The following is a 21,553-nucleotide window of genomic DNA, read 5'->3' on the forward strand; positions in this document are numbered from 1 at the left end:
AGAAAAGTCGTCGTAAGTTCGCAGAATCGGTCAGAACCGGCATACTCATCCGGCAGATGCTTCGGCCAACGAAAGCTCCGCCCGGCGACAAGGCTTGCAGCCGATATCGTCAAGCCCCGGCAACGAAACGGACATTCAACAATGCGCTTGCTGCTGCGATTCACGGGCTTTCTGTTTGCAGCGGGAACCATCCTGTTTCTGGTCGGGGTCGCGGCAGTAGCGGGATTGATCTGGCATTTTTCCAAAGATCTGCCGGACTATTCCCAGCTTCAGAATTATGAGCCCCCCGTGATGACGCGTGTCCATGCGTCCGATGGTTCGCTGCTCGGCGAATACGCGAAGGAGCGGCGGCTCTATCTGCCGATACAGGCAGTGCCGAAGTTGGTCATCAACGCGTTCTTGGCTGCGGAGGACAAGAATTTCTATGAACATGGCGGCATCGATTACCAAGGGATGCTGCGTGCGGCGCTGCTTTATGCTCAGAATTACGGTAGCAACAGGAGACCGCAGGGTGCCTCCACGATCACCCAACAGGTTGCCAAAAACTTTCTTCTGACCAATGAAGTTTCCTTTGCCCGCAAGATCAAGGAAGCGTTGCTGGCGATGCGTATCGAGCGCGCCTATTCCAAGGACAAGATCCTCGAGCTGTATCTGAACGAGATTTACCTCGGTCTTGGCGCCTACGGCATCGCGGCTGCTTCGCTCGTGTACTTCGACAAGTCAGTCAATGAATTGACCGTTGCCGAAGCTGCATATCTCGCGGCTCTACCCAAGGCACCCTCGACGCTGCACCCCGTCAAGAACCGAGACCGCGCGATCGAACGACGCGACTATGTCATCGACCGGTTGCTGGAAAACGGCTGGGTCAACCAGGCCGACGCGGAAAAGGCTCGCAAGCAGCCGCTGATCGTCACGAGCCGAACCAACCTGGCACATACCTTCGCCGGCGAATATTTCGCTGAGGAGGTACGGCGCGACCTGTTCGAGCGCTATGGCGAAAAGAAGCTCTACGAAGGGGGGTTGTCGGTCCGGACGACGCTCGACCCGGAATTGCAGGTGATAGCGCGCAAGACCATGGCAAATGGCCTCGTCACGTATGACGAGGCTCAGGGCTGGCGCGGTGCGATAAGCAAGCTCGACATCTCCGGCGATTGGGGCGTGAAGCTCGCCGAGGTCAAATCACTCTCCGATATCTCGCCGTGGCGATTGGCGGTCGTGCTCGAGTCCGACGACAAGTCCGCGCGGATCGGCTTCCAGCCCGGGCGCGAACTTGGCGGCGCCGTAAGCAAAAAGCGGCAAACGGGCCTGATTACGCTTGAAGGGGTAAAGTGGGCCAAGGCTGCATCCGGGTCGATGCGAGGCCGTACGCCGACAAAGGTGTCACAAGTGCTTTCGCCCGGTGATGTGATCTATGCCGACCCCCTGATTGCAAAGGACGGCAAGATCGTCGAGGGGGAATACCGGTTGCGCCAATTGCCCGAAGTATCCGGCGCGATGGTGGCGATGGATCCGCGGACCGGCCGTGTGCTGGCAATGGTCGGCGGCTTTTCCTTCGATCAAAGCCAGTTCAATCGCGCCACGCAGGCCTACCGGCAGCCTGGATCCTCATTCAAGCCGCTCGTCTATTCCTCCGCGCTCGACAACGGCTATACGCCTTCGACAGTCGTAGTCGATGCGCCGATCGAGATCGATCAGGGTCATGGCTCAGGCGTTTGGCGTCCGGAAAACTACTCCAAGGAAAAATATTACGGGCCACAAACGCTTCGAAATGCGCTGCGGCTCTCGCTCAACACCGTTACGGTCCGTTTGGCGCAGGATATCGGCATGCCGCTGATAGGCGAATATGCAAAGCGCTTCGGGGTTTACGACGAGCTGCCGAACTATCTGTCCTACGCACTAGGAGCAGGCGAGACCACGGTTCTGCGCATGGTGACGGCGTATTCGATGTTCGATAATGGCGGCAGGCGGGTGAAGCCTACCCTGATCGACCGCATTCAGGATCGCTACGGTCACACCATGTACAAGCACGACACGCGAGAGTGCGGCGGCTGCGATGCGCCGGAAGGCTGGAAGAACCAGTCTGAACCTCAGCTGATCGACCACCGCGAGCAGGTGCTGGATGCAATGACAGCTTATCAGATCACCTCAATGATGGAGGGCGTGGTGCAGGCCGGCACCGCTACGGTCATGCGCGATCTGGGCAAGCCGATCGCCGGTAAAACCGGCACCACCAACGACCAGAAGGATGCCTGGTTTATTGGATTCTCACCTGACCTCGTCGTCGGCATCTATGTCGGGTACGACAAGCCGCGCAATCTCGGCCGTCAAGCGACGGGCGGACATCTGGCGGCTCCGATCGCACATGATTTCATGAAGGTTGCGCTTGCCGACAAGCCCGCTACTCCGTTCCGCATTCCTGCCGGCATCAAGCTGGTTCGCGTCGATTCCAAGACGGGTATGCGCGCAGGGCCAGGTAGTAGCGGCAAGACGATCCTTGAGGCTTTCAAGCCTGGCACCGCGCCTCCCGACAATTACTCTGTGATCGGTGTGGCTGATGCAAACGGACGCGAGCCACAGCCGCTGCCCGACGCGGACCGCAGCTTGTTCCGGCCCGGCACCGGAGGACTTTACTAGATCCCGTTCGACTTTTGCTCGCAGTCTTTCCGGTTTGTTCATGCTCTACACGATTGCGCTTTGCGACCTTCGCAGCTAAATCACCAACCATCGTTGATGGTGTGAGCCGCAGAGAAAACCATGCGCGCTGAAATCGAAAGACTTGTCGAAGAGATCAAGCAGTCGGTCGGGCTGCTGAGGAGGCATCTTTGACGTCGAGACATCGACCGCGCGTCTGGCGGAGCTGAACAAGCTCGCTGAGGATCCAGATCTCTGGAACGATCCCCAGAAGGCCCAGAAACTGATGCAGGAACGAACCTCCTTGGAGGATTCGCTGACCGGTATCGGCAACGTCGAGCGTGAACTCGAGGACCAGATCGGCATGATTGAACTCGGCGAGGCCGAGAATGATCAGGCCGTCGTCAACGAATCCGAAAACGCTCTAAAGACCCTCAAGAAGGAGGTCGCCCGCCGCGAGCTCGAAGCCTTGCTTTCGGGAGAGGCGGATCGCTTCGATACCTATCTCGAGGTTCATGCCGGCGCGGGCGGTACCGAAAGTCAGGACTGGGCGCAGATGCTTCTGCGCATGTATGCACGTTGGGCGGAGAAGCGCGGTTTCAAGATCGAGTATCTGGAAGAAACGCCTGGCGAAGAGGCTGGTATCAAATCAGCGACGATCCAGGTTAGCGGGCACAACGCCTATGGCTGGCTCAAGACCGAAGCGGGCGTGCATCGTCTCGTGAGAATCTCCCCGTTTGATTCCAACGCGAGGCGTCATACGTCGTTTTCAAGCATAGCGATCTTCCCGGTTGTCGACGACAGCATCAAGATCGACATCAAGGAATCGGACGTCCGCACCGATACCATGCGCTCCGGCGGAGCGGGTGGACAGCATGTCAACAAGACTGAATCGGCGGTGCGGCTGACACACGTCCCGACAGGAGTCGCGGTGGTTTGTCAGGCCGGGCGTTCACAGCACAAGAATCGCGCGCAGGCTTGGGACATGCTCCGGGCGAGACTCTACGAGATTGAACTCAAGAAGCGGGAAGAGCAGGCCGCCGCTGATCAGGCCGCCAAGACCGACATCGGCTGGGGCCATCAGATCAGATCGTACGTCTTGCAGCCCTACCAGATGGTGAAGGATCTCCGAACGGGAGTGCAAACGTCAGACACTTCGGGCGTGCTCGATGGCGACCTCGACGAATTCATGGCAGCGACGCTGGCCCAGAGAGCTTTTGGTAGCACGCCTGGTGCCATTGAAGACGTCGATTAAAGCATTTTCGAGCGAAGTATGTTCTCGGGTTTGACCCGAGAATTGATACCGGTTCGCGTGAAGAAAACGCGCCGGAGTGACGATTGGCTCGCTCCATGAAATTGCTGCACCGTTTCGCTCTTGTCGCTCGGCGCCTCGGCTGACCTGAGCCAAGCCACCGGATCAGACGACATGATCGTCGACAAAATTCTCGTCAAAACCGTGCATACGAAAGGCCCATTGGAGGCCGACTACACCGCCCTTGATAGGCTGAATCAGCCATAGCGCCATGAGCAGCGTCATAGGCAAATAGATCGCCCATTGAACCGCCAGCGGCGGCGAAAACTCCTTCTCGATCAGCAACGCAAGCGGTACCACGATGTGGCCGACGACGACGATGACAAGATAGGCGGGCAGGTCGTCGGCACGCTGCGGGGTAAAATCCAGACCGCATTCCGAGCAGGTGTCGGCGGTTTTCAGAAAGGCACGAAAAAGTTTGCCTTCGCCGCATCTCGGGCAGCGGCAGAACAAGCCGCGCCTCACCGCGGCCCAGGCGTCGCGTTTCTCGCCTTCCCGGGTCCAGGTTTTGGCGGCTGTGCTCGCGGGATCTGGAGGAAGCGCCGTCATGATTTGCCCTTCTTCGGTTTGCCAGCCTTGCTCTTGCCCGGCTTGCGCGACGTCTTGCGCGGTTTGTGGCCTGGATGGCCCTTCAATTGGACTTCAGGATGACGCGCGTCCCGACCACGCTGCGCCTTTGTTTTCCGTCCAGCGCGCGCGCGGAGGGAGCGCGACCCTACCTGAGCTCCGGACAAGAGTTCGAAACGCAGAGCGCCAGCCAAGGGTACAGCTTCTACCAAACGAACCTCGACCACGTCACCCAGCTTGTGCATGGAACCGCTGCGTGAACCGACCAGTGCATGACGGGTCTCGTCGTACTTGAAGTATTCGGTGCCCAACGAGCGGATCGGGATCAGCCCATCGGCGCCCGTATCGGTCAGTTTCACGAAAAGGCCGGCGCGGGTCACACCGGAAATACGGGCCTCGAAAATATTGCCGATGCGATCGGCAAGAAAATGCGCGATCAGGCGGTCGGCGGTCTCGCGTTCAGCCTTCATGGCGCGACGCTCGGTAACGGAAATACGCGCCGCGATTTCAGCCAGCGTCTCGGCGGTCTCGGAATCCGGCAATGCGCCGTCGCCAAGGCCCAGCGCCCGGATTAGGGCGCGGTGCACGATCAGGTCTGCATATCGCCTGATCGGGGATGTGAAATGCGCGTAGCGCCGTAGGTTGAGACCGAAGTGGCCATAGTTTTCCGCCGAATATTCAGCCTGCGCCTGCGAACGAAGAACCACTTCGTTCACCAGCGACTCCGAGTCATGGCCTTTGACGTGGTCGAGTACCCGATTGAACAGCTCAGGTCTCAGCGCGCCGCTCTTGGCGAAGGACAGATCAAGCGTTCTCAGAAATTCACGAAGGTTGTGAACTTTCTCCACCGTCGGTTCGTCATGAACACGATAAATCAGCGGCAGTTCTTTCTTTTCCAGCATCTCGGCTGCGGCGACATTTGCAAGGATCATGAACTCCTCGATGAGTCGATGCGCCTCGAGTCGATCCGGTACGATCACACGATCGACCGTTCCGTCATTTTTCAGCAAAATCTTGCGCTCGGGTAATTCAAGATCCAGCGGATCGCGCTCATCGCGCGCCCGCTTCACCAGCGCATAGGCAGCGTAGAGCGGTTTCAGGATCGGTTCGAGCAGAGAGCTGGTAATGTCATCGGGGTTGCCGTCGATCGCGGCTTGCACCTGCGCATAATTCAGCTTTGCCGCCGAGCGCATCAGGATACGATGAAAGGTGTGCGAACGTTTGCGTCCGTCGGGACCGATCACCATGCGTACGGCAAGCGCGCCGCGCTCTTTGCCCGGGATCAGGGAGCAAAGATCATTAGAAATGCGCTCCGGCAGCATCGGGACCACGCGATCGGGGAAATAGACCGAATTCCCGCGCTTCAGCGCATCTTGATCCAGCGCCGATTCAACCCGCACATAGTAAGCAACGTCGGCAATGGCGACGGTGACGATGGCGCCGCCCTTGTTATTTGGATCGTCGTCTGGCGTGGCGTGAACCGCGTCGTCGTGATCTTTCGCATCGGGCGGATCGATGGTGACGAGCGGTAGCTGGCGCCAGTCTTCGCGTCCTCGTGGCGTTACGAGCTTCGCAGCGTCTGCTTCGCGGAGCGCAGCCGGCGAGAACGCTTGAGGGATGTCATGAGCGTGGATCGCGATCAGACTGATGGCCTTTTCGGTCGCGAGCGAACCAAGCCGCTCTTTCACCTTGCCTGAAGCAAGCCCGAAGCCGCGAGTACGCACGAGTTCGACACTCACGAGATCGCCGTCCTTCGCGCCGGCGCTGTCGGCTTCCGCGATGTTCAATTCGCGCCCGGCCTGCTTCTTGTCGACCGGCACGAGGCGTCCACCGCCTTGGGGCAAGGCGCGATAGACGCCAAGTATACGCGCACGGGTGTTATCGATCACCCTGATGACACGAGCACGATAGCGTGCGGATTCGGTGGGCTCCATCGCTTCGATGCGCAGTAGCGCGCGGTCGCCGACACCAGCCACCGTGCCGGGCTTCGCGCGGCGCGGCACATGGATGAGGATCTTCGGCGCGGGCGTCGCTTCCTCGTCCCATTCGGCAGGTGTGGCAATCAGCTCGCCGTCGCTATCGCGTCCCGTAATATCTGCCACCAGCGTCGGCGGCAGCGTTTCCGGCTGACGCAGCTTGCGACCCCGTTTAACGATCGTGCCGTCGTCCGCGAGATCACGCAGGATCTGCTTGAGTTCGGCGCGATCGGCATTCTTCAAGCCGAACTCGTGCGCGATCTCGCGCGTCCCCGCCCGGCCGGGGTGTGCACGGATGAAGGCGACGATAGTCTCGCGGTCCGGAAAATCCCTGGCGCGCGGTTTGCTCACGTCAGCCGTTCTTGCCAGCGCTCTTTTTTACGGCCGTATTCACAGGGTTGGGCGGCTGCTTGGCCGCGGCAATCGAACCACGTGCTTTGCTCACAGCCTCAGATTTCGGCTTCGCCGGAGCCTGTTTCGAAGTTGTCTTTTTGGCCGTTTTTTTTGCTGCCGCGCCAGCCTTGCCGGCCTTTTCAGTTTGCGCGGACTTGGTTTTCTTCGCTGCGCGTTTCGGCTTGCCGCCACCCTTGGCGGCGCGTTCGTCGATCAACGCGATGGCCTCCGGCAGGGTGATGGTGTCGGGGGTCTTGTCGTTTGGAATCGTGGCGTTGATGCCGCCTGCCGTAACATAGGCGCCATAACGTCCGCTCTTCACCGCGACAGTGCCGAGTGTCGGGTGCTCACCGAGGGGCTTGCCGGGATCGGCGCCGAAGCGCCGACTCGGCCCCTTGGCGACTTTCTCCGCGATCAGCGTCACCGCGCGGTTGAGACCGATGTCGAACACCTCGTCGCCGGCTTCGAGGCTCGCATAGGTCTTTTCATGCCGGACGAACGGACCGAAGCGGCCGATGCCTGCCGTGATCGGCGCGCCGGTCTCCGGATGCTTGCCGATCTCACGCGGAAGCGAAAGCAGCTTCACTGCAAGGTCCAGCTCCATATCGGCGGGTGACGTGTTTTTCGGGATGCCTGCGCGCTTCGGCTTCTCGCCGTCGGCATAGTCGCCGGCCTCGCCAAGCTGGATGTAAGGTCCGAAGCGGCCGGACTTCACCGCGACATCGAGACCGCTCTCTGGATCCTTACCGAGAACGCGGTCGCCGCCGGCATCGCCATCGGCGGCGAGGGGACGAGTATAGCGGCACTCGGGATAGTTGGAGCAGCCGACGAAAGCGCCGAACTTTCCGGCCTTGAGGTTCAGTTTTCCGGTGCCGCAGGTGGGGCACTGGCGCGGATCGCCGCCATCTTCGCGCGGTGCATAGATGTGCGGTCCGAGCATATTGTCGAGCACATCGAGCACTTCGGAAACGCGGACATCCTTAATTTCATTGACCACGCCGATGAAGTCATCCCAGAAATCCTTCAGGACCTGCTGCCATGATACTTCGTTGTTCGAAATGCGATCGAGCTGTTCTTCGAGATTGGCGGTGAAGTCGTACTCGACATAGCGCGCGAAGAAATTTTCCAAAAATGCAACGACAACGCGGCCCTTGTCTTCGCCATAGAGCCGTTTTTTCTCGAGTTTCACGTAGCCGCGATCCTTGAGCACCTGCAGGATCGATGCGTAGGTCGAAGGCCGCCCGATACCGAGCTCCTCCATGCGCTTGACCAGCGAGGCTTCCGAGAAGCGCGGCGGGGGTTCCGTGAAATGCTGGGTGACGCTGAGGTTCTCGCGTTTCAGCGCTTCGCCTTCGCTCATGGCGGGAAGGCGACGGCCGTCCTCGTCTTCCTCATCGTCGCGGCCTTCCTGATAAAGCGCCAGGAAGCCATCGAACTTGATGACTTGGCCGCTGGCTCGCAACTCCAGCGTGCGCGCACCAGCCCGAGCCGCGATGTCGACGGTGGTCCGCTCCAGCTCTGCTGATTCCATTTGGCTCGCGATGGTCCGGATCCAGATCAGCTCATAAAGCCTGGCCTGATCGGCATCGAGACGACGCTTCATGTCCGCAGGACGGCGCGACAGGTCAGTTGGCCGGATCGCCTCATGGGCTTCCTGCGCGTTCTTGGCCTTGGTCTGATACTGGCGCGGTGCGTCCGGAACGTAGGCGTTGCCATAATCCTCGCCGATCACCTTGCGCGCCTGCGTGATCGCCGAGCCGTCGATCTGTACGCCGTCGGTTCGCATGTAAGTGATGAGGCCGGTGGTCTCGCCGCCGATGTCGATGCCTTCATAGAGCCGTTGCGCGATCCGCATCGTATGCGCTGGCGCGAAGCCGAGCTTGCGACTGGCCTCCTGCTGCAGCGTCGAGGTGGTGAAGGGCGCCTGCGGATTGCGGCGCGCCGGCTTGGCCTCGACGGTCGACACGGTGAAGTTGGCGGCCTCGATCGCCTTCCTGAAATCTTCGGCCTCGGCACCCGATCCGATGTCGAGCCGCTGAATTTTCTTGCCGTCAGCGCCGACGAGGCGGGCTTCGAAGGCATCGCCGCGCGGCGTCGCCAGGGTCGCAATTAGCGACCAGTATTCGCGCGGGACGAATTTCTCGATCTCGAGCTCGCGGTCGCAGACCAGCCGCAAGGCGACTGATTGCACCCGGCCGGCCGAGCGCGCGCCGGGCAGCTTGCGCCACAGCACCGGGGAGAGAGTGAAGCCGACCAGATAGTCGAGCGCACGCCGCGCCATGTAGGCATCCACCAGCGCGCCGTCGATCTGGCGCGGGTTTTTCATGGCGTCGGTAACGGCTTGCTTGGTGATGGCATTGAAGACGACGCGCTCGATCTTCTGGTCCTTCAGCGCGCGCTTTTGCTTGAGCACCTCGAGCACATGCCAGGAGATCGCTTCGCCCTCACGATCAGGGTCGGTGGCGAGAATGAGCTTGTCGGCCCCCTTGAGCGATTTGGCGATGTCGTTGAGTCGACCGGCTGCCTTCGGATCGACCTCCCAGATCATCTGGAAATTGGCATCGGGATCAACCGATCCATTTTTGGCTGGAAGGTCCCGAACGTGGCCGAAAGACGCTAACACCTCATAGGAAGCTCCCAGATATTTGTTGATCGTCTTCGCCTTTGCGGGCGACTCAACAATGACGATATTCATGTTCTTCCAATATCTTATTGATAAATTTCAAACCGATTCGCGAGAGGCTCGTCGGCTGTTTCGGGGCGAACATGGGTGCAGCATGGCCTTAAGTCAAATAGACTTGTGTGAAAACCTATCCTCTCGATTACACCTAGAAATTGTATTATATCTATAATATAAACCTATAGTTGTTTTTATCGTGAAGGGTAATGGCGCTGGATGCAGCTGCCACCTGGCATGATGAGAGGAGTTTTCGGGGGATGAGGGGACGACCAAACCGGAACGAGAAATCTAGCGATCACGAGCCGCGCTTGGGCGAAACCGCGGGCGAAGGTGGTCCGGACGAGGCCGCGCGCTATCTGGCGGTTGCGGTTGCCGATCTTGGACTAATTGCCCGGCGTCATGGGCTGGATACCCTCGGCTTCCTCCTCGATATGGCGCAGATGGAGGCCGAAGATATCGTCCGACTCCGTGCTGGACGCGAGGGACGCTGAAGGAAGCGATTAATGGACGGCTCAAGTTTTCCGGTATCGCAAGCTCGGTCTGAAGTTCCGAGCTTTCTAAAATGGGACAAACGAGCGGTCCGAGCATGCCCCCGAAACCCGGAAGATGCCCTAGTATAGAGCGGATCGCAACGCCGGCTGGCTTCCCGGAATGGCGCGCTTCGCAGCGCTTGCATCGATTGAAATCGATTGCACATTGTCCTCGATAGGACGACCCGTCCCGACCACTGGTTGGGCTTGCGTGGGTAGAGGAACAGCTGTCCGGAACGGCACTGCGGATTTTTCCTGAAGCGCGAAAAAATTCTGTCCAGAAACGAAAAACCTGTCGGTGGCGTTGTCAGTGGCGACCGTCGGTTTGCGCGGCCAGACGGCTCTTTCCTGCAACAGCGGTCCGGCACCGCGAACGAAGCGCTGCGACCGGTCGAAAACCTCTGGCAAAAGAACAAGCTGTTTTTGGTTTAGGTGCGAGTCCCAGATCGCCGAAGCGGGGAGGGTGCCGACGTTGGCAAAACTGAAAGCCGGAGCTTCTTGCCTATGCGCGATCGCGACCGTTACCGGCGCAGGACGCATCCGCCAATCTTGCGGCTCCGTGGTCGTCTTCAGTTGGTTCGGCGTGGCCGGCACCACGTGAACAATGCGGTAGCCTCGCTCCTTCAGCGTTCGGAGGATTCTGGGCAGCGCAGCTACCGTCCGCGCCTGGATATCGTGCAATAGCAGAATGCCTTTACGCTTGGCTTCGATCCGGCTGATTGCGAGTTGATAGACGCGCTCGGCCGAGATGTGCCGCCAGTCGTCCGCCGGGAAATCAGCACTCCAGACCTGAATGCCATTGGAAGCCAGGTAATCCTCGACACCCTTCGCCCGCAGCAGACCGGGAATGCGCATGAATGGCGCCACAGCCGCAGGATCGCTCAGTGCGGCTGCAGCGGAAGCGATTCCGTCGTCGATTTCTTGCCGAGCGCGTTCGATCGGCATCCGATTCATGCTGAGCAGATGATTCTGCGAATGGGTGCCGATAGAATGCCCAGCCGCAAGCACTCTGCGGAGATACTGCGGGTAGTTGCGCGCCATCTGCCCGACTGTGAAGAAGGTCGCCTTCACGCACTCACGCGCAAGGATATCGAGAACCTGCTGGCTGTGGGGCGGCAATGGGCCGTCATCGAAGGTCAGCACCACCTCGTGATCGCGAAGTGGCAACGTTTCCTGATACTGCATGGTGCCGACACGGGGATGTTCCCGGGGGTCCACCACCAGGGTCCGAAAAGTTCCGAGGGCATTGGAATTGCCGGGACAATCGCCGGCTATAGCCGGAAATGCCGTGAGGTCGAGGGTGGCGGCGAGCAGACCGAGCCAAAGAATCCACTGCGGCCTCTGCCGGCCTCCTTTTAATATCCGTACCATCCAGAACACCTTCGCGCATCCATTCCGGCCGAAACTACGGGCCGCCGATGAACGCGACCTTAACTCATCAGCCGGTGGAACGGGCCATTTGGCGGGAACTATCACGCTCACGCCAATAATCGTACCAATGCGCTCGGAGCCTGCTGCGGCTTGAGGTCGGTGATCTGGCGGGTCTTCAAGCACCCGTCGGCGTTCACGTTCTTGGGCCTTTCGGCTTCGTAACAACATGCACCACGCGGTAGCCATTGTCGCGCATGTATTTCAGAAAATCTGGCAGCATGGCAGCGGTTTGCGCACGGGTATCGTGAAACAGGATGATGCCTTTCCGCGCGGCCGTCAGCCGGCTGGTAATCAGCTTCAATTCATCCGTCGGAGTCATCGGTCGCCAATCGCTGGCCCAAAAATCGGCGCCGAACACAACGATCCCCCTGGCTTGCAGCATTTCGAGCAGTTCGGGCGTGGATTCGAAGTACGGAAAGCGGAAAAACCGCGTGTCGGGGACACTCGTCGCCTTGCCGTTGAGGGCGGCTTCGTCAGCGGATATCCCACGGTCGATGTTGTCTCTGGCGGCTGCAAAAGTCATCGCATTGAGATGGGGATGCGACCAGCTGTGGTGTCCCAGCGTATGGCCATTCGTTGCGGCATTCTTAATGAGGCCCGGCGACGCCTGCGAATTCCTGCCGACCTGGAAAAAGGTCGCACGGACGCATTCGCGAGCGAGCGCAGCCAGAATCCGCGGTGTTGTCGCAGCCGGCCCGTCGTCGAAGGTGAGGACCACTTCCTTGTCGTCGAGCGGAAGCGTTTGAGGAAAGCTCTTGAGGCCGACACGGGGATACTTGGCTGCATCGACCTCGAGAATACGCGAAGTGCCGAGGGTTCCCTGGCGCGGGCAGTCGCTGGCCCATGCAGAAGTGGTCCATGCCACAAAAAAGAGAAGCGTAACCCTCAGTAGTATGCTCATAGCGCTGTTCCGACCAACCGTATGTCATCGTCTGCACGTGTACCTACGTTCGTTATAGCCTTTGCTGATCGCCGGGGCGATGGTCCTGCTGTTCACTCGGACTTAACGCACATCACCGACGATCCTGCGAATCGGAGGATGATAATGCAGCGCTTGCGTTTGAAAGCGGACGGCCGGATCGTGGAAATCCGCGATGGGAAAGAGTTTCCGCTTGCGCCGTCCATGCCGGTCGCGAGTGCCGCTCCGAACCGCGTTGCAAAGTCTGCGCCGGCCGCGGCATCCTCGGCTACGGAGCCAGAGGTCAGAAGCCTGCGTCAACGGGCGCGTTTGACACAGGTCGAATTCGCGGCGCGACTGGGCGTTCCGGTTGAAACCATCCGGAACTGGGAGCAGGGCAAGCGGATGCCGCGCGGACCCGCACGCGCACTTCTTGCAGTCGTCGCGCATGCGCCCGAAATCGTATTCGCCGCCCTCGATGGTCATACCGACTGAACGCGCTCGGGCACCATCGGACTGATTGGCAGCGTTGTCACAAATGGCATAAGGTTTAGCTTGCTTTCGGCTCGATGACCGGAGGGGTGCGATGCAGTTCATTGAAGCCAATGGTGCGCGCATTCCGGCAATCGGATTGGGCACATGGGAGCTTCGCGGCCGGACCTGCGCGCGTCTCGTGGAGCAGGCGCTCAGGTTCGGTTACCGCCATATCGACACAGCGCAGATGTATGAGAACGAGCGCGAAGTCGGCGAAGGCCTGCGCGCGTCCGGTGTCGATCGTAACGATGTTTTTGTGACGACCAAGGTCTGGACTACGCACTTCGCGCCAAATGATTTGGAGCGGTCCGTCAAGGAAAGCCTCAAGCAACTGCGCCTCGCGCAGATCGATCTGGTGTTGTTGCACTGGCCCAATCCGCGAATTCCGCTGTCAGAGACTTTGAGCGCTCTTGCCAACGTCCGGCGGCTCGGCATGACGCGTCACATCGGCGTGTCGAACTTCACCGTCGCACTGATCGAGCAGGCGGCGGCGCTCTGTCCGGAGCCTCTGGTTTGCAATCAGGTCGAGTATCATCCGTATCTCGATCAGGCCAAGGTTCTGGAAGCATGCCGGCGCCACGACATGGCACTGGTTGCCTACAGTCCCGTCGCCAAGGGCCGCATCAAGAACGATGAAACGCTGGCGCGGATCGGGGCCGCCTACGGCAAGACCGCGGCGCAGGTTTGCCTGCGCTGGCTCGTTCAGCGGAACGTGGCGGCGATTCCGCGAACATCGCGAATAGAAAGGCTGTCGGAGAACATCGAGATTTTCGACTTCGCACTGACCGATGACGAGATGACGCGGATATCGGCGATGGGCAGTGTCAAAGGACGGCTGACCGATTTCGGATTTGCTCCGAAATGGGACTAGCTCGCAGGACGTGAGATAAACCGTAGTTGTTGATTTCGGCCTACCACTCGCGCATGCAGGACGTCCCCTGCTTACCGGCTGATTGCATGTTCTTCCTGCTCTCCAAAATCATCGGATTTATCACGCTGCCCTCGAACGCGATTGCGATCGTCAGTGGCGTTGGTCTTTGTCTGCTGCTCATGAGGTGGCGGCGCGCGGGTACCGGCCTGCTGACGGTTGGTATCGTTTCGCTGCTGGTGTTCGGATATTCGCCGGCCGGGAATGTCCTGCTGCTAACATTGTCGGATCGTTTTCCGGCATGGCAGTACGACGGACGCGATCCGGACGGCATCATCGTCCTCGGTGGCGCCATCGATGCCGAAATATCGGCGGCCCGCGGTGCCGTCGAAACCAATGGTTCAGCGGAGCGGGTGATCGCAGCGCTTGAACTAGCGCGGCGATTTGCCAAGGCACGTATCGTTTACAGTAGCGGAACTGGGAATCTGATCGCGGACTCCGTTGCCGAGGCGCCGATCGCCAGGCAGCTGCTGGAGACATTCGGAATATCACCCGAGCGTATCGTGCTGGAAAGCAGCTCCCGCACGACTGATGAGAACGCGCGGTTCACCCGCAAGCTGGTTTCACCAAAACCCGGCGAACGCTGGTTACTGGTAACGTCGGCGTATCACATGCCGCGATCTGTCGGCGTATTCCGCAAGGCGGGCTTCGACGTCGAACCCTATCCCGTTGACTGGCGTACGCGGGGCTGGATCGATGCCTCGATGCCATTCGACAGGCTGAGCGCGGGTCTCGCGTGCGCGGATACCGCCGTCCACGAATGGGTTGGTCTGGTTGCCTATTGGCTGGCGGGACGCAGCGACGCGTTATTTCCGGGACCGCGGCGACAATAGAGAGCCGCTCAGTCCTGGCGCGGCAAGCCCACCCTGTACACGCCGCGGAAGTCCAGGGGATCGACCGGCTTACCTTTGCGGTAGATCACGAGGCGTCCGGATTGAGCCAGCGCCACAGCCGCGCGCCGGATCGGCATTAGCAGACTGTGCCAGTCGGATTCAGCGGCGATGGCTTGTGCAAGCTCCGGCGCGCTCAGCGTTCTGGTGACGTCGCGCGTCAAAACCATCAGAATGTCTTCTTCGAGGGAGAGCGTCGAATGCGAATCTTGCGTAGTCATGGATCAATGCCATGTCGCAATGACGGACGCTCTGCAAGAGCGGTCGTCCAGTAGGGTCTCAACTCAAAAATCGCTACACACGGAACCGAGATCGGTTGTTATGATGGCGGTCCGGGTAGCGTGGCTGGCGGAACGATGGAATCGCAGGTGTTCATAGGCTCCGCCGTTGCGTCGATTGCCGCTCACTTGGCTTTGGCAGCCAGCTTCTTTTTGACCGAGGCGCGCCCATTCGACAATGTCCCGCAGCAGCTGATTACGGTCGATATCGTTTCGTCGAAGAAGATTCGTTTCCCCGCAAAGGAGGATATTCCGAAACCGTCGCAAACCCTCCCGCCTGATAGGTTGGATAGCCTAGACAATAAGCCGCAGATAGATACGGAGGTTGCCACGGATCCGGCGCAATCGTCACCGGTTCCGCCTTCAAGCGCTTCCATGCCACCCGCTTCGAAACAGTCGGCGCTTGAGCCTTCGCCGCAGCCGGATGCCGCGCCGCCGTCTTACAATGCGCCCGAACCAGATATCAGCGTGAGGTATGGGGTTCTGCTTGGCCTACCGCCGGGTCGTATTGACGACGATAGCGGCGCCGCGGAAGCCATCAAGGCGGATATTTCGGCGATGGACACCGCGCAATTCCGGCGTCACCTCAAGACCTGTTCGAAGATGCCCGCGTCGCTCTCGCCCAGCGACAATATCCGCATCGTGCTGCGTGTGCCGTTCGCCATCGATGGGACAATCGCCGCGCCGCCTGCCTTGATCGAAGCCAGTGCGTCGGCGAAGGGGCCAGCCTTGATGAAGAGCGCGATTAAGGCACTGATGGCGTGTCAGCCTTACGCGATGCTGCCGCCAGATAAATACGACCAGTGGAAGGTCCTCGATCTCAGCTTCACGCCGCGCGATTTCTCAGGCAGCTAACGAAGGGCAGCCTGTGGCGGCGGTCGCCGGCGCGCAGCTTGCGGTGCAGGAGTGAAATTCATGACGATGACGCTCGTGATCGGAAATAAGAATTATTCGTCGTGGTCGATGCGGCCCTGGCTGGCGCTCAGGGTCGGCGGCATCGCCTTCGAAGAAAGGCTCATTCCCCTCTATGCAGGCCCGGCAGACAAACAGCGCATCCTCGATATAACGCCCGCCGGCAAAGTCCCGGCGCTGATCGATGGCGACGTGACCGTTTGGGATTCGCTCGCGATCATCGAGTATGCCGCCGAACGGTTTCCGAAGGCAGGTTTGTGGCCGGCAAACCCCGCACGCCGCGCACGCGCACGGTCGATCTCGGCGGAAATGCATTCCGGTTTTTCGGCGCTACGCAGCGAATGCGGGATGAACCTGCATCGCCGGATCGGCGCTAAGGCGCTTTCCAACAATGCGCGTGCCGACATCGCTCGCATCCAGGAACTGTGGACCGATTGCCGTCGACGGTCCGCGGGAGAGGGGCCGTTCCTGTTCGGATCCTTCACCGCAGCGGATGCAATGTATGCGCCGGTGATCCATCGTTTCCGGACCTACGCGATCGAAATGACGTCCCCGGTGCAGGAGTACATGGATGCGATGATGGCGCTGCCCGCCTTTCGCCAGTGGACCGAGGAGGGTCTCGCGGAAACCTTGGTGATCGAGAAATTCGAAATCGATTGAGCTGACGTCCGCTTGCCGTTAGGCGCCACCGTCGGCCAGCCAACGGTTAGCGTGCTGCAGACAACGTCTACAACCCTGACTCGCGGACTCCCTCCGACAACAACCGCAATGCGATTACGTTACTGGAAAACCTGCGAAATTGGCAATTTCATGGTATCGTTATGACTCGCCAAACGCCTCGGCGGCATGTTATAGCAGCCTAAAAGCCTGACCGGCCGCACGCGCTGTAGCGCGAAAACCGGTATTGGGGTCGATGGAGAAGGCGTTGAAGCATAAATTTATCGTTGGAGAAACGGTCCTTTTCACCGCGAGCAACGTGGCGCGCCCGGCTGCGAGCGGCACTTACGAGGTGATCCGGCAGCTTCCCACTGATGGCGACGACTTTCAGTATCGGATCAAGAATTCGGCCGAGGCTTTCGAACGCGTCGCAAAGGAAAGCCAGCTCGCCGCCTGCTAGGATCAGCGGCACGATCGAGCTATTTTGCCCAGAACTCTCCGTAACGCACTGGTTTGGACTGATTTTGCCGTATTCCCGGATCATTGAATAGCCGGGCTTCATTGGCATTCGCCGATTGTTTATGCTGGCTCACGGTTCGGCATGAGGGGCATCGAGCATGAACTGGGCTTGGGTGACATCACTCGATCAATTCTGGCGTTCGCCGGCATTCCCCATGTGGCTGACGCTTGCTGGGGCGGTTTTCTTCGCGTTCATTTTATTCCTGACGCTCATTCGTGCCGAGAAGTCGGTTGCCAACGGCGTTTTGGCCATCATCACATTACTCGCGATCGGAGTTACGGCGGCTATTACGCTCCGAGGCTTCGAGTCGGACGGCGGCCGGATTTTGGATTCGAAAAACCGCGGCGCACCAATGAACGTTGCGATGCCTGCGCTGTTCTGCATCGACGGGCTGGCTGGCGAACTAATTGAGAGCGCTTGCGAGAAGGCGCTGTTCGGGATGCCCGATACGGCGGCAGCCGCCGTTTCCTATGTTGCTTCGGAAATCAGCCGACTAAGGTCATTCGGCGACGTCGCTGCCGCCAATAGCGCCATGTCGCCGGAGTTAGAGGCACTGCGGCGAGCGATCGAACGCGACCGTTATGGTCTGGTCGCCCATGTGTTGGTTGCGCGCGATCATTGCCAGCCGTCAGAATGTCCGGCTTTCCAATCGCTGACTGATCACAGTCGGATTGCAGCGAACATGGAGGAGCAGCTCTACGAAAAAATGGTGATGCGTCACGCATCGTCCTGGAACGCGCCAGCGGCAGCGACGCAGGCGGCCGAACCCGATCCGCCGGCGACGCCGACGCTCGCATCGGAGCCGACTGGCAAACCGACGACCATCGACTATCCGACCGCCGCGTCTATTCCACCGATCAACATCATGACACCCGAGCCGGCGACGGGTACGGCGGCGGCCCCGCCAGCTTCGTCTTCGGCGGCCGCGCAGGCAACTCCGAAGCCGCGTCAACCGCATCCGACCGCGAAGAAGCCACCCGCACCGAAGCCGCACGCGGCACCGCCCGTCAGCCTTACGCCTCCTGCAGCACCATCGGCGCAGAACTAAAGCTCCGTTCAACAACTATCGCTGACATGCACCTCAACCTGGTCAAACTCGCCGTAGGCTGCGAATCCGTAAACGAGCTCAAGGGCTGGATAGCGGAGCGCATGAAGCAGGCGACCCGGAAAGGGTTGCCGCGCCATCATGTCCACATCACCCGGATGACACCGAAACGCGGCAAGGAATTGCTCGCGGGCGGCTCGCTTTATTGGGTCATCAAAGGTGAAATCGCGGCCCGGGAGAAGCTGATCGGCATCGAGCCGTTCCGCGACGGGGACGGCGTCGGTCGATGTCGTTTGGTCATGCAGCCGAAGGTAGTTGCCGTCAGGCCGCGCCCGATGCGCCCGTTTCAGGGGTGGCGTTATCTATCCGTTGCGGATGCCCCTCCCGACCTCGGCAGCAACGCCGCGAGCGTCGCGGCGATGCCCGAGCCCCTGCGCCGCGAATTGCGCGATCTGGGGCTGCTGTAAGCTGGAACAAGCGGGCGGGGAACTAAACGCCGATGTTGTCGATCAAACGGGTGGCCCCGATTTTCGCCGCGACCAGGAACCTGACCGGACCATCCTTTATCGAACGAACCGGTGACAGCGTTTCGGCGTGGCGGGCTTCGAAATAATCGAGCGAGAAGCCCGCGTCCTCGATCGTTCTTGCCCCATCGGCCAAGACGGCTTCGAGATGATTGCCCTTTCGTAACCGCTCCGCCGCATCCTTCATGACGCTATAGAGCGTCGGTGCGACAGCGCGCTGCTCGATCGACAGGTAGACGTTACGTGACGACATCGCGAGCCCGTCTCGTTCGCGCACGATCGGAACTCCAATGATTTTCACGCCAAGATTGAGATCAGCCGCCATTCGCGTCACGACCTTGAGTTGCTGATAGTCCTTCTGACCAAACAGGGCGAGATCCGGCCGGCATTGAATGAACAGCTTGCCGACGACAGTGGTGACGCCACCGAAAAAATGCGGTCGGAAACGATCTTCAAGACCCGCCATGGCTGGTCCTTCAGTCGATATCCGGGTCGCGAAGCCTTGCGGGTACATGGCGCTGACGTCCGGATGCCATACCAGGTCGACCTTTGCCTCGGCGAGTTTGGCCATGTCGGCCTTCCAAGTTCGCGGGTACGATCCAAAATCTTCATGCGGCGCGAACTGGGTCGGGTTTACGAAAATTGAAACGACAACCTTTGACGCGCGCCGCTTTGCCTGACGCACCAGCGCCAGATGCCCTTCGTGAAGGGCGCCCATGGTCGGCACTAAGGCAATGGTTGCTCGCCGAGCCCGCAGGCGCTCCAGGGCGCGGCGCAGCGAGGGAAGCGTACGGACGACGATGGGAGCGGTTGGCATTGCTGTTCGGTGATAGATCTTAGGGCGCGGCTTGAGCTGCGGCGAAAAGCGAACCTTATCAGGCTCGATCCTGCATCGCCATTCAGACGCACCTGGATTTCGAGCGATTTGGCGGCGACGGTGGGCGATGCAAGGTATAATCCGCGATTGGCGGCACGGCTTTTTGCCTTACATGTCATGTCCATATGACATAAATCCTCGACAAAAGCCGGAAGAGTTCTGGCAGCTGAACTGCTCGATTCCCACTCACGGTTGACCGGCGGAGAAAGAACCGGACGTGGGCTTGGTTTGATCGGGCAGCCGGCTCTCCAGCAGATGCGCACCGCTTGAATTGTCAGCGGTTTGCGCCACATAGTGCCTTTAATCCTTGCGAGTCTCTATGTCCTACGATCCGGAGTCGCTGAAACACCCCCCGAACCCGTCGACCTGCCGGAGCCAGCTGTCCGACAGAAGCGCTCCGCTGCCTGACGTAAAATCCTCGTCGTCGTCCGATATCGCCGCATTCGTCGCCAAGGCGCGCTCGATGTCACCTCATTCGGCAGGCGGCCATGGCAGGCTGATGTTCGCGCTCGACGCTACCATGAGCCGGCAGCCGACGTGGGACATGGCCTGCGCCCTTCAGGCCGACATGTTTCGCGAAGCGGTCGGCATCGGTAGCCTCGACATTCGCCTTGTCTACTATCGCGGGCTCAACGAATGTCGCTCGAGCGGCTGGATATCCGACAGTGCAAAGCTCGCAAGGTTGATGAGCACCATCGATTGCCGCGGCGGCAACAGCCAGATCGGCAAAGTTCTCTCGCACGCCCGCAGCGAAGCGGTCGCTTCCGGTATCAAGGCCGTTGTATTTGTCGGCGACGCGATGGAAGAACCGGTCGACGATCTTTGTGCGAAGGCTGGGGAATTGGGATTATTGAAAGTCCCTGTGTTCATGTTCCAGGAAGGACATGATGCGATTGCCGAGCAGGCCTTTCGCGAAATCGCGCGGCTGACCGGCGGCGCCTGGTGTCGTTTCGATCCCGGTGCGGCGAGCCAGTTGCGCGAACTGCTTCGTGCAGCAGCGGCTTATGCAGCAGGCGGCCGGGAAGCCTTGCAACGGCTGTCGACGACGGTAACAAGTGCGACCCGGCTATTGGGACAGATGAAATTAGCTCCGTAGCCCGGATTTCGTAGCGTCTCTATGCCTCTGTAACCGCTGCCTACAACCGCTTTCTTTGACTGCGTCGAACCACTATTTATCCACCATGCCGACCCTGATAGCAGGCCTCTTCACCTTCATTTTTCTGTATTTGCTGCTTCAATTGTTGCGGGCAGCAAATCCGGCTGTACTGGCGCGAGCTATCAGGCTCGCCGGTGGCATCATAGCGTTCGCGATGGCAGCTTTCATCGGCATCAAGGGAGAATTGGCGCTTGCGTTGCCGCTGGCGGCTCTCGGTGTCGGACTTTTGGGCTGGTCATCGTCAGGCATGTCCTTTTTCGCCAGGCTTTTCGGCGCAGGAAAGCAGCATACGACCACCGGACATACTTCCCAGGTTCGCTCGCAGTTCCTCGATATGGTCCTGGATCACGATAGCGGTCGTCTCGGCGGAAGGATCATTGACGGACCCGACGCCGGCCGCTCACTGGATGATTTCGACCTGCCTCAGCTTCTCGCAATGATGACCGGCTTTGACGCGGAGAGCTGCGCGTTACTTGAAACTTATCTGGACCGCCGGTTTCCCGCCTGGCGTCAAAACGCGCATGGCGATCCGGCAGGGGGGGGGAGCCACGCGTCGCCGGGCGGCAAAATGACGAACGAGGAGGCCTATCAGATCCTTGGCTTGGAGCCGGGGGCGGGAGAGGACGACATTCGTCGTGCGCATCGGGGGTTGATGAAGAAACTGCATCCCGATCAGGGGGGGTCGACGTATCTGGCGGCCCGGGTAAACGCGGCCAAGGATACTTTGCTTCGCACTCATCGCAGCTAACTCCAACAACGCTACCAAACGCTACACTGCGAGTTGCTTCTATCTTTCTGTCGGACGAGGCCCCGT

20 protein-coding genes are annotated in these 21,553 nt (G+C 59.9%); 13 read left to right on the forward strand and 7 right to left on the reverse strand.

Features of this window, described 5'->3' with window-relative positions:
- The first annotated feature begins 141 nt into the window (after positions 1 to 141).
- Both GGQ85_RS01265 and prfB read left to right on the forward strand, forming a co-directional pair.
- Complete coding sequence (locus GGQ85_RS01265; protein WP_309772948.1) at positions 142 to 2,634, forward strand: penicillin-binding protein 1A; 2,493 nt, start codon at positions 142 to 144, stop codon at positions 2,632 to 2,634.
- Positions 2,635 to 2,754: 120 nt separating this feature from the next.
- Positions 2,755 to 3,886 (forward strand): peptide chain release factor 2 gene (prfB, locus tag GGQ85_RS01270; protein ID WP_139372876.1). Its coding sequence is split into 2 segments (ribosomal slippage): positions 2,755 to 2,823 and positions 2,825 to 3,886, totalling 1,131 coding nucleotides; the frame shifts between segments, so codons are not numbered across the junction.
- A 162-nt stretch (positions 3,887 to 4,048) separates the two neighbouring features.
- Here prfB and GGQ85_RS01275 read toward each other — a convergent pair.
- Genes GGQ85_RS01275 through topA form a run of 3 tightly spaced genes read right to left on the reverse strand, consistent with a single transcriptional unit; the run spans position 4,049 to position 9,574 of the window.
- Positions 4,049 to 4,492, reverse strand: coding sequence for a DUF983 domain-containing protein (locus GGQ85_RS01275; RefSeq protein ID WP_079446848.1), 444 nt, complete (start codon positions 4,490 to 4,492; stop codon positions 4,049 to 4,051).
- A complete protein-coding gene (gene rnr / locus GGQ85_RS01280; protein ID WP_309772951.1) occupies positions 4,489 to 6,837 on the reverse strand; it encodes a ribonuclease R in 2,349 nt (782 codons plus the stop codon). Before rnr ends, GGQ85_RS01275 begins: the two co-directional genes overlap by 4 nt.
- A 1-nt stretch (position 6,838) precedes the next feature.
- On the reverse strand, positions 6,839 to 9,574 hold the full coding sequence (topA, locus tag GGQ85_RS01285) for a type I DNA topoisomerase (RefSeq protein WP_309772952.1): 2,736 nt from the start codon (positions 9,572 to 9,574) through the stop codon (positions 6,839 to 6,841).
- 293 nt (positions 9,575 to 9,867) lie between these two features.
- Here topA and GGQ85_RS01290 point away from each other — a divergent pair, with 293 nt between their 5' ends.
- Complete coding sequence (locus GGQ85_RS01290) at positions 9,868 to 10,050, forward strand: hypothetical protein (protein ID WP_309772954.1); 183 nt, start codon at positions 9,868 to 9,870, stop codon at positions 10,048 to 10,050.
- Positions 10,051 to 10,170: 120 nt separating this feature from the next.
- Here GGQ85_RS01290 and GGQ85_RS01295 read toward each other — a convergent pair whose 3' ends face one another.
- The gene (locus GGQ85_RS01295; protein ID WP_309772955.1) at positions 10,171 to 11,460 is read right to left on the reverse strand and encodes a polysaccharide deacetylase family protein; all 1,290 of its coding nucleotides are present in this window, start codon (positions 11,458 to 11,460) and stop codon (positions 10,171 to 10,173) included.
- Between the two features lie 193 nt (positions 11,461 to 11,653).
- Positions 11,654 to 12,421, reverse strand: a complete 768-nt coding sequence (locus GGQ85_RS01300; RefSeq protein ID WP_309772957.1) for a polysaccharide deacetylase family protein — start codon at positions 12,419 to 12,421, stop codon at positions 11,654 to 11,656.
- A 144-nt stretch (positions 12,422 to 12,565) separates the two neighbouring features.
- Between GGQ85_RS01300 and GGQ85_RS01305 the strand changes: the two genes are divergently transcribed.
- The 3 genes from GGQ85_RS01305 to GGQ85_RS01315 all read left to right on the forward strand — a co-directional run bounded on the left by GGQ85_RS01305 (position 12,566) and on the right by GGQ85_RS01315 (position 14,713).
- Positions 12,566 to 12,913 (forward strand): helix-turn-helix domain-containing protein, encoded by a 348-nt coding sequence (locus tag GGQ85_RS01305; RefSeq protein WP_309772958.1) that lies wholly within the window; start codon positions 12,566 to 12,568, stop codon positions 12,911 to 12,913.
- A 91-nt stretch (positions 12,914 to 13,004) separates the two neighbouring features.
- Positions 13,005 to 13,823, forward strand: a complete 819-nt coding sequence (locus GGQ85_RS01310) for an aldo/keto reductase (protein ID WP_309772960.1) — start codon at positions 13,005 to 13,007, stop codon at positions 13,821 to 13,823.
- A gap of 86 nt (positions 13,824 to 13,909) precedes the next feature.
- Positions 13,910 to 14,713 (forward strand): YdcF family protein, encoded by an 804-nt coding sequence (locus tag GGQ85_RS01315; RefSeq protein ID WP_079446841.1) that lies wholly within the window; start codon positions 13,910 to 13,912, stop codon positions 14,711 to 14,713.
- Between the two features lie 8 nt (positions 14,714 to 14,721).
- Here the strand turns inward: GGQ85_RS01315 and GGQ85_RS01320 are convergent, their stop codons facing one another.
- Positions 14,722 to 14,991: a DUF3253 domain-containing protein gene (locus tag GGQ85_RS01320; RefSeq protein ID WP_309772963.1), complete on the reverse strand. Its 270-nt coding sequence runs from the start codon at positions 14,989 to 14,991 to the stop codon at positions 14,722 to 14,724.
- Between the two features lie 135 nt (positions 14,992 to 15,126).
- Between GGQ85_RS01320 and tolA the strand changes: the two genes are divergently transcribed.
- From tolA to GGQ85_RS01345, 5 genes are all read left to right on the forward strand, one after another.
- Positions 15,127 to 15,903: a cell envelope integrity protein TolA gene (gene tolA, locus GGQ85_RS01325; protein WP_309772964.1), complete on the forward strand. Its 777-nt coding sequence runs from the start codon at positions 15,127 to 15,129 to the stop codon at positions 15,901 to 15,903.
- Positions 15,904 to 15,963: 60 nt separating this feature from the next.
- Complete coding sequence (locus GGQ85_RS01330; RefSeq protein ID WP_079446839.1) at positions 15,964 to 16,620, forward strand: glutathione S-transferase family protein; 657 nt, start codon at positions 15,964 to 15,966, stop codon at positions 16,618 to 16,620.
- Between the two features lie 253 nt (positions 16,621 to 16,873).
- Complete coding sequence (locus GGQ85_RS01335; protein ID WP_087881150.1) at positions 16,874 to 17,077, forward strand: hypothetical protein; 204 nt, start codon at positions 16,874 to 16,876, stop codon at positions 17,075 to 17,077.
- Between the two features lie 157 nt (positions 17,078 to 17,234).
- Entirely contained in the window at positions 17,235 to 18,185 is a 951-nt protein-coding gene (locus GGQ85_RS01340) for a hypothetical protein (protein ID WP_309772969.1), read from the forward strand.
- Positions 18,186 to 18,211: 26 nt separating this feature from the next.
- Positions 18,212 to 18,649: a DUF1489 family protein gene (locus tag GGQ85_RS01345; protein ID WP_309772971.1), complete on the forward strand. Its 438-nt coding sequence runs from the start codon at positions 18,212 to 18,214 to the stop codon at positions 18,647 to 18,649.
- Positions 18,650 to 18,671: 22 nt separating this feature from the next.
- On the opposite strand, the gene panC is transcribed toward GGQ85_RS01345, so the two are convergent.
- A complete protein-coding gene (gene panC, locus GGQ85_RS01350) occupies positions 18,672 to 19,523 on the reverse strand; it encodes a pantoate--beta-alanine ligase (RefSeq protein ID WP_309772973.1) in 852 nt (283 codons plus the stop codon).
- 379 nt (positions 19,524 to 19,902) lie between these two features.
- Between panC and GGQ85_RS01355 the strand changes: the two genes are divergently transcribed.
- Both GGQ85_RS01355 and GGQ85_RS01360 read left to right on the forward strand, forming a co-directional pair.
- The gene (locus GGQ85_RS01355; protein WP_087881149.1) at positions 19,903 to 20,679 is read left to right on the forward strand and encodes a hypothetical protein; all 777 of its coding nucleotides are present in this window, start codon (positions 19,903 to 19,905) and stop codon (positions 20,677 to 20,679) included.
- Between the two features lie 85 nt (positions 20,680 to 20,764).
- A complete protein-coding gene (locus GGQ85_RS01360; protein WP_079446835.1) occupies positions 20,765 to 21,487 on the forward strand; it encodes a DnaJ domain-containing protein in 723 nt (240 codons plus the stop codon).
- Positions 21,488 to 21,553 lie beyond the last annotated feature (66 nt).

Origin of the sequence: Nitrobacter vulgaris (assembly GCF_031453995.1) — a bacterium.
In the GTDB taxonomy this organism is placed as follows: Bacteria; Pseudomonadota; Alphaproteobacteria; order Rhizobiales; family Xanthobacteraceae; genus Nitrobacter; species Nitrobacter vulgaris.

Coding starts and splice junctions, on each gene's coding strand:
- tolA (WP_309772964.1), top strand. CDS start 15,127: ATGGAATCGCAGGTGTTCATAGGCTCCGCCGTTGCGTCGATTGCCGCT.
- GGQ85_RS01335 (WP_087881150.1), top strand. CDS start 16,874: ATGGAGAAGGCGTTGAAGCATAAATTTATCGTTGGAGAAACGGTCCTT.
- GGQ85_RS01310 (WP_309772960.1), top strand. CDS start 13,005: ATGCAGTTCATTGAAGCCAATGGTGCGCGCATTCCGGCAATCGGATTG.
- panC (WP_309772973.1), bottom strand. CDS start 19,523: ATGCCAACCGCTCCCATCGTCGTCCGTACGCTTCCCTCGCTGCGCCGC.
- GGQ85_RS01265 (WP_309772948.1), top strand. CDS start 142: ATGCGCTTGCTGCTGCGATTCACGGGCTTTCTGTTTGCAGCGGGAACC.
- GGQ85_RS01305 (WP_309772958.1), top strand. CDS start 12,566: ATGCAGCGCTTGCGTTTGAAAGCGGACGGCCGGATCGTGGAAATCCGC.
- GGQ85_RS01275 (WP_079446848.1), bottom strand. CDS start 4,492: ATGACGGCGCTTCCTCCAGATCCCGCGAGCACAGCCGCCAAAACCTGG.
- GGQ85_RS01330 (WP_079446839.1), top strand. CDS start 15,964: ATGACGATGACGCTCGTGATCGGAAATAAGAATTATTCGTCGTGGTCG.
- GGQ85_RS01355 (WP_087881149.1), top strand. CDS start 19,903: ATGTCCTACGATCCGGAGTCGCTGAAACACCCCCCGAACCCGTCGACC.
- GGQ85_RS01340 (WP_309772969.1), top strand. CDS start 17,235: ATGAACTGGGCTTGGGTGACATCACTCGATCAATTCTGGCGTTCGCCG.
- GGQ85_RS01315 (WP_079446841.1), top strand. CDS start 13,910: ATGTTCTTCCTGCTCTCCAAAATCATCGGATTTATCACGCTGCCCTCG.
- GGQ85_RS01360 (WP_079446835.1), top strand. CDS start 20,765: ATGCCGACCCTGATAGCAGGCCTCTTCACCTTCATTTTTCTGTATTTG.
- GGQ85_RS01300 (WP_309772957.1), bottom strand. CDS start 12,421: ATGAGCATACTACTGAGGGTTACGCTTCTCTTTTTTGTGGCATGGACC.
- GGQ85_RS01295 (WP_309772955.1), bottom strand. CDS start 11,460: ATGGTACGGATATTAAAAGGAGGCCGGCAGAGGCCGCAGTGGATTCTT.
- GGQ85_RS01345 (WP_309772971.1), top strand. CDS start 18,212: ATGCACCTCAACCTGGTCAAACTCGCCGTAGGCTGCGAATCCGTAAAC.
- GGQ85_RS01320 (WP_309772963.1), bottom strand. CDS start 14,991: ATGACTACGCAAGATTCGCATTCGACGCTCTCCCTCGAAGAAGACATT.
- topA (WP_309772952.1), bottom strand. CDS start 9,574: ATGAATATCGTCATTGTTGAGTCGCCCGCAAAGGCGAAGACGATCAAC.